This window comes from Vibrio nigripulchritudo (assembly GCF_027924785.1).
Lineage (GTDB): Bacteria > Pseudomonadota > Gammaproteobacteria > Enterobacterales > Vibrionaceae > Vibrio > Vibrio nigripulchritudo.
On record NZ_AP027049.1, the window covers coordinates 3,238,739 to 3,254,724 of the forward strand.

The 15,986-nt window shown below is 45.3% G+C and carries 12 protein-coding genes; 3 read left to right on the top strand and 9 right to left on the bottom strand.

Translation table 11 applies throughout. The features are described 5' to 3' along the window. The first annotated feature begins 305 nt into the window (after positions 1-305). A complete protein-coding gene (locus QMG91_RS14800) occupies positions 306-1,790 on the top strand; it encodes a carbon starvation CstA family protein (protein WP_004397926.1) in 1,485 nt (494 codons plus the stop codon). A gap of 48 nt (positions 1,791-1,838) precedes the next feature. Here QMG91_RS14800 and QMG91_RS14805 read toward each other — a convergent pair whose 3' ends face one another. The 7 genes from QMG91_RS14805 to murJ all read right to left on the bottom strand — a co-directional run bounded on the left by QMG91_RS14805 (position 1,839) and on the right by murJ (position 12,254). After that, complete coding sequence (locus QMG91_RS14805; RefSeq protein ID WP_281827395.1) at positions 1,839-4,151, bottom strand: ATP-binding protein; 2,313 nt, start codon at positions 4,149-4,151, stop codon at positions 1,839-1,841. 407 nt (positions 4,152-4,558) lie between these two features. Next, the gene (gene ispH / locus QMG91_RS14810; RefSeq protein ID WP_281827397.1) at positions 4,559-5,512 is read right to left on the bottom strand and encodes a 4-hydroxy-3-methylbut-2-enyl diphosphate reductase; all 954 of its coding nucleotides are present in this window, start codon (positions 5,510-5,512) and stop codon (positions 4,559-4,561) included. Positions 5,513-5,603: 91 nt separating this feature from the next. After that, positions 5,604-6,035 (bottom strand): FKBP-type peptidyl-prolyl cis-trans isomerase, encoded by a 432-nt coding sequence (gene fkpB / locus QMG91_RS14815; protein WP_022549708.1) that lies wholly within the window; start codon positions 6,033-6,035, stop codon positions 5,604-5,606. Between the two features lie 166 nt (positions 6,036-6,201). Beyond that, on the bottom strand, positions 6,202-6,717 hold the full coding sequence (lspA, locus tag QMG91_RS14820) for a signal peptidase II (protein ID WP_004397922.1): 516 nt from the start codon (positions 6,715-6,717) through the stop codon (positions 6,202-6,204). A 14-nt stretch (positions 6,718-6,731) separates the two neighbouring features. Beyond that, positions 6,732-9,575, bottom strand: coding sequence for an isoleucine--tRNA ligase (gene ileS, locus QMG91_RS14825; protein WP_281827401.1), 2,844 nt, complete (start codon positions 9,573-9,575; stop codon positions 6,732-6,734). A 64-nt stretch (positions 9,576-9,639) separates the two neighbouring features. Next, the gene (gene ribF, locus QMG91_RS14830) at positions 9,640-10,575 is read right to left on the bottom strand and encodes a bifunctional riboflavin kinase/FAD synthetase (protein WP_281827403.1); all 936 of its coding nucleotides are present in this window, start codon (positions 10,573-10,575) and stop codon (positions 9,640-9,642) included. 119 nt (positions 10,576-10,694) lie between these two features. Further along, positions 10,695-12,254, bottom strand: a complete 1,560-nt coding sequence (murJ, locus tag QMG91_RS14835; RefSeq protein WP_281827405.1) for a murein biosynthesis integral membrane protein MurJ — start codon at positions 12,252-12,254, stop codon at positions 10,695-10,697. A gap of 248 nt (positions 12,255-12,502) precedes the next feature. Here murJ and rpsT point away from each other — a divergent pair, with 248 nt between their 5' ends. Beyond that, positions 12,503-12,763, top strand: a complete 261-nt coding sequence (rpsT, locus tag QMG91_RS14840) for a 30S ribosomal protein S20 (RefSeq protein ID WP_004397918.1) — start codon at positions 12,503-12,505, stop codon at positions 12,761-12,763. Positions 12,764-12,917: 154 nt separating this feature from the next. Here rpsT and QMG91_RS14845 read toward each other — a convergent pair whose 3' ends face one another. Continuing rightward, positions 12,918-13,214: an ArsR/SmtB family transcription factor gene (locus QMG91_RS14845; RefSeq protein WP_004397917.1), complete on the bottom strand. Its 297-nt coding sequence runs from the start codon at positions 13,212-13,214 to the stop codon at positions 12,918-12,920. Positions 13,215-13,341: 127 nt separating this feature from the next. Further along, positions 13,342-14,232 (bottom strand): transcriptional activator NhaR, encoded by an 891-nt coding sequence (gene nhaR, locus QMG91_RS14850; RefSeq protein ID WP_004397914.1) that lies wholly within the window; start codon positions 14,230-14,232, stop codon positions 13,342-13,344. A gap of 398 nt (positions 14,233-14,630) precedes the next feature. Between nhaR and QMG91_RS14855 the strand changes: the two genes are divergently transcribed. Beyond that, positions 14,631-15,776 carry a Na/Pi symporter gene (locus QMG91_RS14855; protein WP_038124790.1) on the top strand — a complete coding sequence of 382 codons (1,146 nt, stop codon included), beginning with the start codon at positions 14,631-14,633 and terminating at the stop codon, positions 15,774-15,776. Positions 15,777-15,986 lie beyond the last annotated feature (210 nt).

A 15,986-nucleotide genomic window follows, 5' to 3' on the forward strand; every position in this document is an offset into this window, starting at 1 on the left:
GAGCCGTAGAGAAAACTCAAGGCTGGTTACAATTGCTTTACCTCATAAATTCTCAATATAGAGACAGATTTTATAGCAACATATTTCTTATTTTCATGAGGTTATGACAAAGCCACTTTCTCTTCAAAAGCCATATTCTCAGCTCTGCGACTTATCTGTTTTTGTATTTTTGTTCAAACCACTTATTTCTGATAACTACCACTTAACTTGCTATTCCACCACTCACGACCAAGCAGAATGAAGTGGACATGAGGGAAGCGTATTATCCAGTCTGAAAGGTTAAAACAAGACACGGGGCGTGAAATATGTTGTGGTTTCTCATGTGTGTCGCTGCACTGATTGGCGGCTACTTTATTTATGGGACGTTTGTAGAGAAGGTATTCGGAATCAAAGAAAACCGACAGACACCCGCTTACTCAAAACAAGACGGCGTGGACTATGTTCCCATGTCGAACAAAAAAGTGTACCTGGTTCAGCTACTGAACATTGCAGGCGTGGGACCTATTTTTGGTCCAATCATGGGAGCATTGTATGGCCCTGCAGCCATGTTGTGGATCGTACTGGGTTGTATCTTCGCAGGTGCGGTACACGACTACTTCTCTGGCATGCTTTCTGTGCGCAACGGCGGAGCATCTGTACCAAGCATCACAGGTCGCTACCTGGGTAATGGCGCAAAACACTTTATGAATATATTTGCCATTATTCTTCTGCTGCTTGTTGGTGTGGTGTTTGTTTCCGCTCCCGCTGGCATGATTACGAACCTCATCAATGACCAGACGGACTTTTCCGTTACTATGACTAGCATGGTAGTGATCATTTTTGCTTACTACATCATTGCGACCGTTGTTCCTGTCGACAAAATCATTGGTCGCTTCTACCCAGTATTTGGGGCACTACTTATCTTTATGTCGGTTGGTCTGATTTCTGCCATTGCTCTGTCTGATGAGCATACGGTTATGGGTGGTTTTGAAGTCACGGACATGTTCACTAACATGAATCCTAATGACCTGCCTCTTTGGCCAGCACTGTTTATCACCATCGCATGTGGTGCTATCTCTGGTTTCCACGCTACGCAGTCTCCTCTGATGGCCCGCTGCATGCAAAACGAAAAGAACGGTCGCTTCATCTTCTTCGGTGCGATGATCGGTGAAGGTGTCATTGCACTTATCTGGTGTGCACTGGCTCTGTCTTTCTTCGGCTCGGTGGATTCCTTATCTGAAGCCATTGCAAATGGTGGTCCGGGTAACGTTGTGTACAGCGCTTCGTTTGGTCTGCTTGGTGTATTTGGTGGTGTTCTGGCATTCCTGGGCGTGGTGATTCTTCCAATCACTTCTGGTGATACTGCGTTCCGCTCTAGCCGCCTGATTCTGGCTGAATACTTCAACATGGAGCAGAAGACACTACGCAACCGCTTATTGATGGCTGTTCCACTGTTTGTTCTTGGCGGTATTCTGACTCAGGTTGATTTCGGTGTTATCTGGCGCTACTTCGGATTTGCAAACCAGTCGACAGCAACCATGATGCTATGGACAGCTTCTGCATACCTGCTACGTCACAACAAACTGCATTGGATTACCACTGTCCCTGCTATCTTTATGACAACGGTATGTGTGAGCTTTATCATGAGTAATAGCCAGCTTGGTTTTGGTTTGCCGATGAACGTCTCTACTGTGGGTGGCATTGTGACAGCACTGCTGATTACCGCATACGTTATTAAGACATCAAAAGGGAAAGGAGAAACGGAACTGGCAGACGAAGAAACACCTTCTTCAACAGCCAAGACCGCTTAACAAACTTATTCTCACATGAAATTTAAAAGGGCTCTCAGAGCCCTTTTTTCATCCACATTCTTCCGCGATAAGACATAACTCATCAAGCCACTGATGGGTAAGCTCGAACAGTTGATTAATCTGTTGGTCATCCATTTTTTTCTGCTTAGCCACCAGATCCGCCAGCACTACCATGCCAGACAACGCAACTTTCTCGAACAGACTACTGAGTACCTTCGCACTTGCTGTTATATTTTCCAAATCCTGATTTTGTTGCGCTGTATTCAGATCCGTCACCGCTGATAACGCCTCTTCAATCACATTGTTAATAAACACTGGCATCACGTCATAAGCGACAGCGTTTTTGCGCATAATGAGATTGATGTCTACGGTATCGGTGTCTGCGTGTGTGTTAGCGCTTTCAGTTTGCTTGTAGATAATCCCATTCGGAAACAGCTTTTCCGCGTAACTGCTTAACGTTTCGTGCAACTCCCGCTCCACCACAGGTTTGGCAATCAGATTATCGACCCCTGCCTGTTTCATCTTGTCTCGAGTCTCTTTAAACAAATCAGCGGTGCAGCCAAGAATCAACGTGTTCTTATTGAGTGAGTCCTGACGAATCAGGTACGTTGCCTCAATGCCATCTTTCACTGGCATGTGGTTGTCCATCAATATCAGGTTGAAGGCCTTGGTTTTCGTCAGCTCATAAGCCAGTTCGCCATTCTCAATGCACTCGGTTACAAACCCGCATTGCTTGAGCATAGACTGGAGCACCATAGCATTAAGTCGGTTGTCTTCAACAATCAGCGCTGTGAGTCCGTTGTAATTGAGTGGTCGGGTATCTTGCACAACCGCAAGCTGAGGCTCAGCAAGTGCTAGTGGCATGGTAACAGTGAAACAGCTCCCCATTTCGATCTCGCTGGCTACTTTGATGTCTCCACCCATTTGTTTCACCAGCCGGAAGACAATGGATAATCCAAGCCCTGTACCGCCGTATTTTCGAGTGGTAGAGCTGTCGGCCTGTTCAAACGGATTGAATAAGCGTTTGAGTGTCTCTTCGCTCATACCGATTCCAGTATCTTTGATAGAGACCGTCAAAACCGTTTTTTCACCTTCAATTTGCTCTTCAACTTTCAGTTCTATAAAGCCTTTTTCGGTAAACTTAATGGCGTTGTTCAACAAGTTAAACATCACCTGACGAACACGCGCTTTGTCGGAGTTCACCCAACGGTCTGGAGCAACTTTATTATCGATATAGAGATCGACACCTTTTTCTTCTGCCAACGACTGGTAGATGCTACTGACCGATCCCATTAGGTGAGTGAAGGCAAAAGGATGATTATCGAGCTCGAATTTTCCCTGCTCTATCTTGGAAAAATCCAGGATCTCGTTAAGCAGCGTCATCATGTGCTCACCTGACTCATGGAGGTTTTGCAGATGACTTCGCTGACTGTCACTCAAGTCCGTTTTTTGCAGTAACTGCGCAATTCCCAATACACCGTTCATGGGTGTTCGGATTTCATGGGACACCACCGCAAGAAATTCTGTTTTTGATCTGCTCGACTGCTCTGCCCGATCTTTTTCGCACCTTAAAAGCTCGATGATTTTTTCAAGGTTACCTGCGATCTCATTCAGTTCATCTCCTTCCCAGGAAAGCGTTTCGTTTTGAGCGGGCTCATGGTGGTAGACACTCTTTTGTAGCTTTTCGCTGTATTGAGCAAACTGTTTTAATCGGCGGGTCAGGGTTCGGTAGAGCCAGGTCATACATACAATGGAAACCAAAAAAATCACGATAGTCGCTATCACGACTTTCCATCGCATTTCAGAAAACAGCGCATTTACCTTGGTCAGTTGTTCCGCTTCGCGATCCTTAGCGGTATGTTCCAGATTATTGAGTGCATGAATCGCGGGTTCATCATCGACTCTTGCCTGGTCATCAATTTGATCTATGGTCAGACTTTGATGATATTCTACGGGTAATTGGAAGAGTTTACTTTGGTATTCGGTGATGACACGATCGACCGCTTCAAGAGCGTGCTTTTCAGAAATAGTTAGGTTCAGTGTTTTGTATTCAGCAATGACCAATTTTGCTTGTTTAAAGCGTTCTAAAGAGGCATCGCGATCTTTATTTTTTCCACGTAGTACGTAGTTTTTGAATTGATGAATCGCCCCGTCATACCCTAACTGATACCGAAGCTGCTGAAGCAAGTTGATGCGTGAAGACACTTCTTCACGATATTCCGTATTTGCCTGTTGATAGGCGCTGAGTGAGGAAATGGATATCCATGTAAAAACTGACACCACCGCCAGTATAAAAACAGTGATTAGCCAGAGCTTTCTTTTGATCGAGCTGTTAGCGGAAAACCACGAATTGAACTGCATTCCGTTTCCAACCTCCCTGTTTTATTAGTTTGATGATCGGTGCAACATGCTAGGGTCTGTTGACCTTTCGAGATGATTTTTGCAGCCATTTGTGGGTTCTTTATACAAGGCAGCGCTTATTCGGTGTAGTCGCTCTACATCAATAAGCGGTAACGCAGTAGAAAGGAGCCACAAATGCTGCCCAAAGGGTTCGGTTCTATGCGCTTTACTCTTTGTTGCAAGGTATTTGCTTAGAATGACTAAGCGAAAGACCTTGCGCCGCGATTAAAGCACATAGAACTCGAACAAAATTTAACCGCGAAAGGTCAACAGACCCTAATTATCAAGATCATTCTTATTACTCTACTTTAAAAATAGTAAAGCCCCGAAGGTTTCGGGGCTTTATTTGTTGATTTAGTCGTGATTTTTCAGACTTCTCGTACCTGTAACTCACGCGGCACTTCGAAAAACATGTTCTCTTCACGTCCAAGAACTTCTTCCACATCGTTCGCACCAAGTTCTTTAATGCGATCAAGAATTTGGTTTACCAGCTCTTCTGGCGCTGATGCTCCTGCGGTTACCCCAACGAGTGACGCATTATCAAACCAATGCTCTTCAATTGCCTCTGGGCAGTCAATCAGGTGACCCGGCGTGCCCAGCTTTTCAGCCAGCTCTTTCAGGCGAGTAGAGTTCGAGGAATTTTTTGAACCGACGACCACCAGCACATCAACCTGAGTAGCCAGAATGCGCACCGCATCCTGACGGTTTTGCGTGGCATAGCAAATGTCGTCTTTACGAGGTCCCTGAATATCCGGGAAAACACGACGTAGTTCTTCAATAACGTCTGCCGTTTCATCTACAGACAGCGTCGTCTGGCTTACATAGTGGAAGTTGGTTGGATCTTTCACTACCAGCTTTTCAACATCCTCTGGGGTCTCCACCAGATACATGCCACCGGTGTCACTATCATACTGCCCCATGGTGCCTTCAACTTCAGGGTGACCTGCATGACCAATCAGCACCACTTCCATATTGCGTCGGCTGGCACGTGCCACTTCCATATGTACTTTTGTTACCAATGGGCAAGTCGCATCAAACACCGTTAACTTGCGGCGTTTGGCTTCTTTTCTTACTGCTTGTGATACGCCATGAGCAGAGAAAATCACAATGTTATCGTCTGGCACTTCATGCAGCTCTTCAACAAAGATAGCACCACGTTGCTTCAAACCCTCAACCACAAAGCGGTTGTGCACAACTTCATGGCGCACATAGATTGGTGGTTGATACATTTCCAGCGCCCTTTCAACGATGCTGATGGCGCGGTCAACCCCGGCACAAAAGCCGCGAGGGTTTGCTAACAGTATTTTCATTTCATTGCTCATAGTACTATCGTTTTTATGGCGCGTAGTTTACCGTCATCCCTATTGCTGCTCAAGCAAACAGCAGTCGAGGGATAGAGGGATTTGTTACCGCTTATTCCACACCTAAGATTTCGACTTCGAAAATCACATCTTGCCCTGCAAGAGGATGGTTAAAATCGACGGTTACCGAATCCCCTGAAATATCAGTGATAATACCTGGGATTTCCATGCCATCTTTTCCAGAAAACGCCATGATGGTGCCCACTTCAACTTTCTCTTCGCCGATAAATCTAGCTCTGTCCATATGATGAATATTATCTGGATTTGGCTGACCAAACGCGTCGTCTGCCGCCAGCTTAATGCTTTTGTTTTCGCCCTCTACCAAGCCCAATAGTGCTTTCTCAAAATTTTCACTCAGGCTTCCATCACCCATAGCAAACTTAGCTGGCTTGCCCATGCTGTGAGTGCTGTCGGCTACAGAGCCGTCGTTCAACTTAATGGTAAAATGGAGCGTTACAGCCGAATCATTAGTAATTGTTGTCACAGAGGGTTGTCCTTAATTGTGTTATTGGGCTTTGGCTTTAATACGGACTGCAATGGTGCTGGGTGCATTACTTAAAAAATAGCGCACGGTCCAATTTTTTAGCCTTTATATTAAAAAGCGCCGTCCGAATCAACGGACAGCGCTTAGGGTTATTCGATTTAAGCCATCATGACTGAGCAGGTTCTTCTGGCTTTTTACGGAATCCATCAAGGATTATCATTGCGGCACCAAGTACTATTCCAGAGTCAGCTAGATTGAATGCAGGCCAATGGTAGTCACCCCAGAAAAAGTCTAGATAATCGACCACATAGCCATGTACAAGGCGATCAAAAACATTCCCTAATGCTCCACCAATGATCATGGCATAAGCGATGTTATTCCACTTTTCTGAACTTGGCAGTTTGCTCATCCAGTGTATTAACACACCTGAAACAACAAACGCAATTGCGGTGAAAAACCAGCGTTGCCAGCCAGCTTGATCACTTAGAAAACTAAATGCCGCTCCGTAGTTATGAACATACAGCAGGTTAAAGAATGGCAATATCTCAATGCGATTTGCCCAACCGTAACCCATGTTTTCCATCACCACGAACTTGATGCCGATGTCCGCAATAAAGACGAGCACCGCCAGCCAAAGCCAGCGGACTCCTGATTGTTTTAGCGATACCGCTTGTTCACTCATATTCAATCCAATTATTAAGCGAACTTACGAACTTCACCGTCACCATCAACGTTTGACACACAGCGACCACAAATCTTCTCGTGACCTTTAATTGTGCCTACGTCAGGGGAATGGTGCCAGCAACGATCACATTTCGGGTCTTCAGAAGCTTTCACTTCCACAAACAAACCTTCAACGTCGGTTGCCTGAGCAGATTCCGGTTTGTCTGCCAGCGCTCGAACCGTTGCCTTAGAGATCAGAAGCACGAAACGCAGTTCATCTTCCAATTTGTTCATTTTGGCAGCCAATGCATCTTCGGCGTAAAGGGTTACCTCAGCCTGAAGCGCACCACCAATCACTTTCTCATTACGAGCAGATTCCAGTTGCTTGTTCACAGCATCACGAATTTGTTGGATTTCAGTCCAGAATTCGTTGCTTAGCTCTTCACCTTCAGCCAGACCAAACAGACCATCGAACCACTCATCAGCAAATACAAACTTACCACGCTCGCCTGGCATCTGGTTCCAGATTTCATCCGCCGTGAACGACATGATAGGCGCCATCCAGCGAACCAGAGCTTCTACGATGTAGTACAGCGCCGTTTGACAGCTGCGTTGTGCGTGTCCGCCACGTTTCGCGGTGTACTGACGGTCTTTGATGATGTCTAGGTAGAAAGAACCCATCTCGATGGAGCAGAACTGCATCAGACGCTGCATAACCGCGTGCGTGTTGTACTCGTCGTATGCTTTGATGATTTCTTCCTGTGCAGCAAGTGCGCGACCTACAGCCCAGCGATCCAATGCCACCATTTCATCTGCTGGCACAATATCTGTTTCTGGATTGAAACCGCTCAGGTTTGCCAGGAAGAAGCGAGAGGTATTACGAATACGACGGTATGCGTCTGCACTTCGCTTAAGGATTTCATCAGAGACCGCGACTTCGCCAGTGTAATCCGTAGAAGCCACCCATAGACGCAGGATATCTGCACCAAGTTTGTTGGTCACGTCTTTCGGCGCGACAACGTTACCGATGGACTTAGACATCTTGCGACCGTGACCGTCTACTACAAAGCCATGCGTCAAAACTTGTTTGTATGGCGCTTCACCTTTCATCGCAATGGATGAAATTAGCGATGACTGGAACCAACCACGGTGTTGGTCAGAACCTTCCAGATACAAGTCAGCGCTGTTGCCGTTGTATTCTTCACGAGAATCAACCACTGAGAAGTGAGTGACACCAGAATCGAACCAAACGTCTAGGGTATCCAACACTTTCTCGTATTTGTCTGCTTCTTCACCCAGAAGCTCAGCAGAATCTACGTCCCACCATGCCTGAATGCCTTTCTGCTCAACAAGCTGAGCAACCTTTTCGATTAACTCTAGAGAATTAGGGTGCAATTCAGCGGTTTCTTTATGAACGAACAGAGCAATTGGCACGCCCCATGTACGCTGACGTGAGATACACCATTCAGGACGACCTTCGATCATCCCTTCAATACGGCTTTGACCCCACTCTGGCATCCACTGAACACCTTTGATGGCTTCCAGTGCTTTGGCACGCAGACCCGCCTGATCCATCGACACAAACCACTGTGGTGTCGCACGGAAGATGATTGGGGTCTTGTGACGCCAGCAATGCGGATAGCTGTGTTCGTAAGCGTGGTGATGCAGCAATGCGCCTCTTTCTCTCAGCACTTCAACCACAGCATCGTTAGCTTTAAATACGTGCTGACCAGCGAACAGTTCCGTATCTGGCAGATACACACCGTTAGAACCTACTGGGTTTGCAACTTCCAAGCCGTATTTCTGACCAACTGCAAAGTCTTCCTGACCGTGACCTGGCGCTGTGTGAACCACACCAGTACCGGATTCTGTTGTGACGTGATCACCAAGGATAGCTGGAACAGAGAAATCGTAGAACGGGTGGTTGAACTGAGTCAGCTCTAGATCCGCACCTTTTGCAAAGCCAAGGTTATGGAAGTTTTCAATACCAGCACGATCCATGACGTCTTTCGCCAGATCAGAAGCCACGATGATACGCTCAGCCTTGTTTTCAGATGAGTCGTCGCCTTCTGTTTGGATTAGGACATACTCAAGATCGTCACGTAAACATACAGCACGGTTCGCAGGCAGCGTCCACGGTGTAGTTGTCCAGATAACGATGGAGATATCGCCCTGCCCTTCATGACCTTCGGTCAGGTTGAACTTAGACAGCAGAGCGGCTTCGTCAGCAGCTTTGAATCGTACATCGATTGAAGGAGATACTTTATCTTTGTATTCCACTTCAGCTTCAGCCAATGCACTTCCACAATCCGTACACCAATGAACTGGCTTGAAGCCTTTCAGCAGGTGACCCTGGTCAGCAATCTTACCTAACGCACGGATGATGTTGGCTTCAGTTGCGAAGTCCATTGTGCGGTAAGGTTTGTCCCACTCACCAAGAATACCAAGGCGTTTGAAGCTCTCTTTCTGACCTTCAACCTGACCTTGTGCGTATTGACGACATTTATCACGGAACTCAGCCGCTGTAACTTTTTGACCTGGCTTACCAACCTTTTTCTCTACCATCAATTCAATAGGTAGACCGTGGCAGTCCCAGCCAGGAATGTAAGGTGCGTCAAAACCTGAAAGTGTTTTGGATTTAATAATAATGTCTTTAAGAATCTTGTTCAGTGCGTGACCAATGTGAATATCACCGTTCGCATATGGAGGACCATCGTGCAAAACAAATGACTTCTTGCCTTTTTTGGCTTTACGGATTTCTCCGTACAGATCTTCTTTGTACCAACGCTTAAGCATTTCTGGCTCGCGATTAGCCAGATTGCCGCGCATCGGAAACCCTGTTTCAGGTAAGTTCAGGGTATCTTTATACTCACTCATCGATTCTTAATTCCGTTATGTTGGGCGAAAGTTAGACATTATGCTAAGTGGTGGACTAAACCACTTAACCATTAAGCTGACGCAGCCACACCCTTGCTGCCTCAGCATCCAATTCAATTTGCGCTGTTAGCGCATCAAGAGAGTCGAACTTTTTCTCGTCTCTCAGTTTATGAAGTAATGATACTTCCAGTTGTTTACCGTACAAGTTTGAATTGAAATCAAACAAATGCACTTCAAGTTGTTGTCTCACACCATTGACCGTGGGGCGCTGACCGATATTTGCCACGCCTCCATATGCTTTACCATCAATGCCATGGACTTCAACAACGTACACACCAGATACAGGTGATACGCAACGTTTTAGCGGGATATTCGCCGTTGGGAACCCAATGGTTCGACCAAGTTTTCTCCCGTGTGATACCCGACCATTAATGCTATATGGTCGACCGAGCATCTCTTCTGCACTGGAAAAATCATCGTTCGCCAGAGCTTCGCGAATTGCGGTGCTGCTGACACGAAGTTTGTTCATTTTGAAGCTTTGAGTGCTAACGACATCAAAACCGAACTCTTTTCCTGATTTTTCCAGCATCTCAAAGTTGCCAGTACGATTTTTTCCAAAGCTAAAATCGTCCCCCACAACAAGGAACTTTACGTTCAGTTTTTCAACCAGAAGATCTTTGACAAAGCTTTCGGCGGTCAGGCTGGAAAAGCCAGCATTAAAATTCACACAGATTAGTCGTTCAATATTTAACTTTTTTAGCTGAACGACTTTATCACGCAAGCGAGTCAGCCTTGCCGGCGCTTTATGCCTGGCAAAGAATTCCATAGGTTGAGGTTCAAATGTCATGACCATGGTAGGCAATCCCATCTTACGAGCTTGCTCAGATACCTGTTTCAGCACTTGCTGATGCCCCAAATGGACACCATCAAAATTACCAATGGTCAAAACGCACCCTTTATGTCGGGGCTGAATATTGTGTATACCTCGGATTAACTCCATGAAATCTCTAGCTTAGGCTCACTTGCCGTTGTTCTTTTAATTTATTGTGCACGAAACCGACGGATTATATACCCAAATAGCAATAAGATGCGAGTTTCGCTCCTAAAATAATCTGCTCACTAAGATAAGGCTTTTAAGTGGCGAATTCTTACACCTAACACCACGACCGAAATCAGATAAACCAACGCTCCGGCACCTATCATCATAGCGAGCTGCAGACAACGGTAACCAAAGCTCCAGGTCAACCACGTGTCCATTGATGGATTTAACCACAGTACTGCCGTGACCATAGCACCACCAGCAAGGATAAGTTTCAAAGAGAACAGGATGGTTTCTTTGGTAATACGGTATACCTTTTGACGGTGCAACCCACGATACAAAAGCCCCATATTGACCAAAGCAGAAAGCGCCGTGGCAATAGCCAAGCCGACATAGCCATAAAACCACGCGAAAATCGCGTTAAATACCATGTTCGATACCATGGCTATGATGCCGTATTTGACGGGTGTTTTGGTGTCCTGACGGGAGTAATACCCAGGAGCCAAGACTTTAATCAGCATAAAATTCAATAAGCCTGAGGCGTAGGCAATCAACGACATAGAGGCAAACTCTACATCTTGAGGAGTGAACTCACCTCGCATGAAAAGCACCATTAGCATCGGCTTTGATAATACTATCAACCCCAACATAGCGGGTACACCAAGCAAGAGCACCATTCGAACGCCCCAGTCCATGGTATGGGCAAATCCATCGCTCTGCGCATCCACATGCTTTCGGGAAAGAGCGGGCAATATCACTGTTGCAATAGCAATCCCAAACAAACCCAATGGGAACTCAAGCAACCGGTCTGAATAGTAGAGCCAACTGATAGATCCAGTTGCAAGAAAACTGGCAATGAAAGTATCAAACAGTAAGTTTATCTGGCTGACAGACACTCCAAATAATGCCGGGATCATCAAAGTGCGGATTTTCACGACTCCAGGATCACGCCATCCCCATTTCGGCTTAACCAACATTCCCTCTTTTATAAGGAATGGGATTTGAAAGATAAACTGCACCAAACCGCCAAGGAATACGCCTATGGCTAAACCCACTTCAGGTTGCTCTAACCTCGGAGAGATAACCAGTGCGGAGCCAATGATCATGATGTTGAGGAAAACAGGCGTAAAAGAAGACACCGCAAACTTTCCGATGGTGTTCAGTATTGCGCCCGAAAGAGCCACAAAAGTGATGAACCACAAATAGGGGAAAGTGATTTTTAGTAGGAAGCTGGCAAGTTCGAATTTATCGGAAGACGGTCCTCCGTTCAGCCAGTCCAGAAACCAGCCGAATCCGAACAGAGCCGTAATGACACCGGAGCCCAATACTCCAATGAATGTCACCAGAGTAACGATGACGCCGAGAGTACCGGACGCTCTGGCGATCAGTTCTCGGGTTTTGTCTTTATCACCACTGGCATGATATTCCGTCAAAACAGGGACAAACGCCTGAGAAAAAGCACCTTCTGCAAAAAGTCGACGTAAAAAATTGGGGATCTTATTTGCAAAGAAGAAGACATCTGCACTGGCTCCTGCTCCCATCAAATTGGCTACGACCACATCCCTTACCAATCCCAGTATTCTGGAAATAAAAGTCATCATACTGACGATCAAGCCAGACTTGAGCAGCTTTTTACTCACAAATGTCCCCTAAGAAATACAATAGAATATCCGCCGCCTCCGATTAGTTTGGCTGGCAGACATATTTATTAGCAATGGTATAAAAATGCTGTTAGAATCCACGCCATCTTAACCGCGATGACCTTCTATTCCAAAGATTGTTTGGATGAGGCGGGTTTTTGCACAAATCATTTGACATTTAGGCGCAAATAGGGGATATTCCTCGCCCTTAAATTGTCACCGAACTAAAGTTTTTGGGAGTTAGACCCTTGGCAAACAGTAAATCTGCTAAGAAGCGCGCTATCCAAGCTGAAAAACGTCGTCAGCACAATGCTAGCCGTCGTTCTATGATGCGCACTTACATGAAGAAAACTATCGCAGCTATCGAAGCTGGCGATAAAGAAGCTGCAACTGCTGCATTCACTGCAGTTACACCGATCCTAGACCGCATGGCGACTAAAGGTCTTATTCATAAGAATAAAGCTGCTCGTCATAAGTCTCGCTTCGCAGCAGCAATCAAAGCTCTTTAATTCGAGTTTAGAATTGCGAAAAAAACCGGCTTCTGCCGGTTTTTTTATATCTTAAATTTGCCTGATGCGTTAACAACGCTCTCTCACAACCAAGTTGCTATACAACCAAAGCCTCAGCACAACATAGTTGCTTAGCAAAATTTAAGTTAGGTTTTTAATCTTCACAGTACAAAGAGTGAAGCAGCTTGATCATTTGCTGCACCTCAGAACTGCTCAAAGAGTAGTAAACCGTCTGGGCTTCCTTTCTTGTTTGCACCAGACCATCTCTTCTAAGCCAGGCTAAGTGTTGAGACAGCGCCGATTGGCTCAATTCTAGGTGAGAACAAAGTTCTCCGACGGAAAGTTCGTTGTTGTGTAACATACACAAAATTTGCAAGCGTCTTTCATTCGCCATCGCTTTCAAGAGGACGACAGCTTGAGCAGATTTCTGCTCCATTTCCTGTAAGTTCATTCAGCAGCCTCCATGGGCTATAAACGTAAGTTACTGCATCTTCAACTTGTTATTTGTGTTATGTCAGTTGAAGTCCTTATTCAAATAAATGTTATTACAACAATGTGAAGTAATACAATGAAATCTGTTAATAGAAGAGCTGAATGAAATCAGCATCACAAAGATTTTTCACTGTAGGGTGTTGAATCATCCTCTCAGCGAATATAACAAAGTATTCTTCCTTCAGCTCATTAATCTCTCCAACCAGATGCAATGAAACGTCATCCCCAACTTCAGATTTGTACAAACTAGGAGCCAGAAAGAGTGCGTCTTTATGATCTTGCGCGAATGCTTTCATCAAAGCCACGTCATCAAACTCTCCGAGAACATTTGGTTGAATACCTTGTCTGTCAAACCATTGCATGACTTTTCGCCCCATGGAAGTACGGCTTCCGGGAAGCAACAGCTTTCGGTTTTCGAATACTGATGGGAAGGTTTCATTCTCCAACGGTTTGGAACTGAAAAAACTCATTCGACACTCTCCCAGTTTTTTACTGTAGAGTCCGGGGCTCTGGCTTGAATCTACTGGGCAGTCAGACAAAATCATATCCAGCTTGTGCTGAGAGAGCTGTTCAAGAAGCAATTCGTGCGTCGATTCAAAGCAACGCAAATGGATACTGTTATCGGCTGGCACGGTTGTCATCAATATTCGGCTGACTAATCGCTTAGACAAAGCATCCGCCACACCGACATCAAACAAAATATTAGAACGCTGGCTGTAATTTACGATATCTAACATTTCGTAGCTGAGTCCAAACATCCGGTCGGCGTATTTGAAAACCAGCTGTCCCAATTCGGTTGGCTCTACACTGCGTCCATTTCGCTTAGTGAGCTTACCATCCATTCTTTCTTCTAGAGCTTTTATTTGCCCAGTGACAGTCTGCGGCGTAAGAAAAAGTGCATCTGCAGCCTTTGTTACTGATCCTTGTTTGCATACCATCCAAAAATAGTAGAGATGGTTGTAATTTAAGTGAGACATGCTTTGTTATCCGTCAAATCCTTAGGCATATGATACAACGCATCATAATAAGACACTATGTTTTCGGTATTTCCGATAAATAAAATTAAAAATATCGAATAAAACCGAACACAGTCATGACTTTTATGACACTGTCATAAAGAGAAAATGTGACAAATTGCAAATATCCACAAATTTTCGCAATAGAACCCTATTATTAACCCTATCAAATAAAGTTTTTAATTCATTTAAATCAATACCTTACACCAACCATAATTCCGCTTTATCGGTTGCGTAGAAAAAATAGCAAAAAATGCATTCTTAAACCTAAATGTCATATAACTGCAATATTTCATCTCTAGTATCGCCCTCAGATTCACTAACCGACCAAATGAGAACGGTCAACGGAGAAAAATATGATAAACCAAGCTACTTCAACAGCAGCGCCACAATCGGGTTCCGCTCGCTGGCTACGCTGGGCTAACTTGGCTTTCATGCTTTACCTACTATTACTTGCAGTATCTATGGTAGGAAGTGGTTTTAAGTGGGCTACTGGAGAACACGCTAAAACTCTTTTCGAATTTGCTTCTCACCCGGTTGCAGGCTTAATGATTGGTCTTGTCGCAACTGCCTTGATTCAGTCATCGAGTACTGTTACGTCTATTATTGTCGGTCTTGTTGCTGGCGGTCTTCCCGTCGCAACAGCGATCCCTATGATCATGGGTGCCAACATTGGTACTACCGTGACTAATACCCTAGTAAGCTTGGGTCACGTTCGTTGCAAAGACGAATTCAAACGCGCTTTCGCTAGTGCAACTATTCACGATTTCTTCAACCTGCTCGCAGTCATTATCTTCCTACCACTGGAAATGATGTTCGGCATTCTGGAAAAAGTCTCTCACTGGCTGATTTCTCCAATGCTGGCGACTGGTGACATGAGTATCAAAGGGTTTAACTTCATCAAACCAATTACCAAACCTGTTGTAAGCGCAATTAAAGAGCCGCTAGCAACCTTTGGTGATGTCGCTGGTGGTGTTACTCTGATCCTGCTTGGTATCGCAACCATCTTTGTTGCTATCACAGTGATGGGTAAACTCATGAAGAGCCTGATGGTTGGTCGTGCTCGTGAAATCCTGAAAAACGCTATCGGTCGTGGTCCTCTTCACGGTATCGCTTCTGGTTCTGTTGTGACTGTATTGGTTCAGTCTTCTTCAACAACAACTAGCCTGATGGTTCCACTAGTAGGTTCTGGTGTACTGAAAGTTCGCGATGTTTACCCATTCACTCTGGGCGCTAACATCGGTACATGTATCACGGCTCTGCTGGCTGCTACAGCGGTATCTGGTGAATTCGCGGTCTTCGCATTGCAAATCGCTTTGGTACACCTGGTGTTTAACCTGATGGCGACCATTTTCATCTACGGCATTCCATTCCTGAGAGAGCTGCCAATCAAAGGTGCAGACCTAATCTCGGACATGGCGATGAAAAACAAAGCGGTTGTTGTGGGTTACTTGCTTGCGGTGTTCATCATCATGCCAGGCACGATTCTGGCACTGACTGCCTAAGCTTGAGATTTAAAAATTCAATTCCCAGCATTCTCTGAATGCTGGGGATTTTTATTGTATCTAATATCAATTGCAGCAAGTGATTGGTATACCCTGAGCTCAGGTTTATCGAAACTATCAGATTGCTAAGTTGTTTCCTTCCCATGAAATTGGCTTTCGATCAGGACATAGATTTGAAGAGTGAGTCGTATTGAGTCGAGAATGGAGCTC

What these genes read in the sequence shown, in the direction of transcription:
- lspA (WP_004397922.1), bottom strand. Translation starts at nt 6,717, where the DNA reads ATGAGTGAACAAGCGGTATCGCTAAAACAATCAGGAGTCCGCTGGCTT.
- nhaR (WP_004397914.1), bottom strand. Translation starts at nt 14,232, where the DNA reads ATGTCTCACTTAAATTACAACCATCTCTACTATTTTTGGATGGTATGC.
- ispH (WP_281827397.1), bottom strand. Translation starts at nt 5,512, where the DNA reads ATGAGCAATGAAATGAAAATACTGTTAGCAAACCCTCGCGGCTTTTGT.
- ribF (WP_281827403.1), bottom strand. Translation starts at nt 10,575, where the DNA reads ATGGAGTTAATCCGAGGTATACACAATATTCAGCCCCGACATAAAGGG.
- ileS (WP_281827401.1), bottom strand. Translation starts at nt 9,575, where the DNA reads ATGAGTGAGTATAAAGATACCCTGAACTTACCTGAAACAGGGTTTCCG.
- QMG91_RS14845 (WP_004397917.1), bottom strand. Translation starts at nt 13,214, where the DNA reads ATGAACTTACAGGAAATGGAGCAGAAATCTGCTCAAGCTGTCGTCCTC.
- QMG91_RS14805 (WP_281827395.1), bottom strand. Translation starts at nt 4,151, where the DNA reads ATGCAGTTCAATTCGTGGTTTTCCGCTAACAGCTCGATCAAAAGAAAG.
- QMG91_RS14800 (WP_004397926.1), top strand. Translation starts at nt 306, where the DNA reads ATGTTGTGGTTTCTCATGTGTGTCGCTGCACTGATTGGCGGCTACTTT.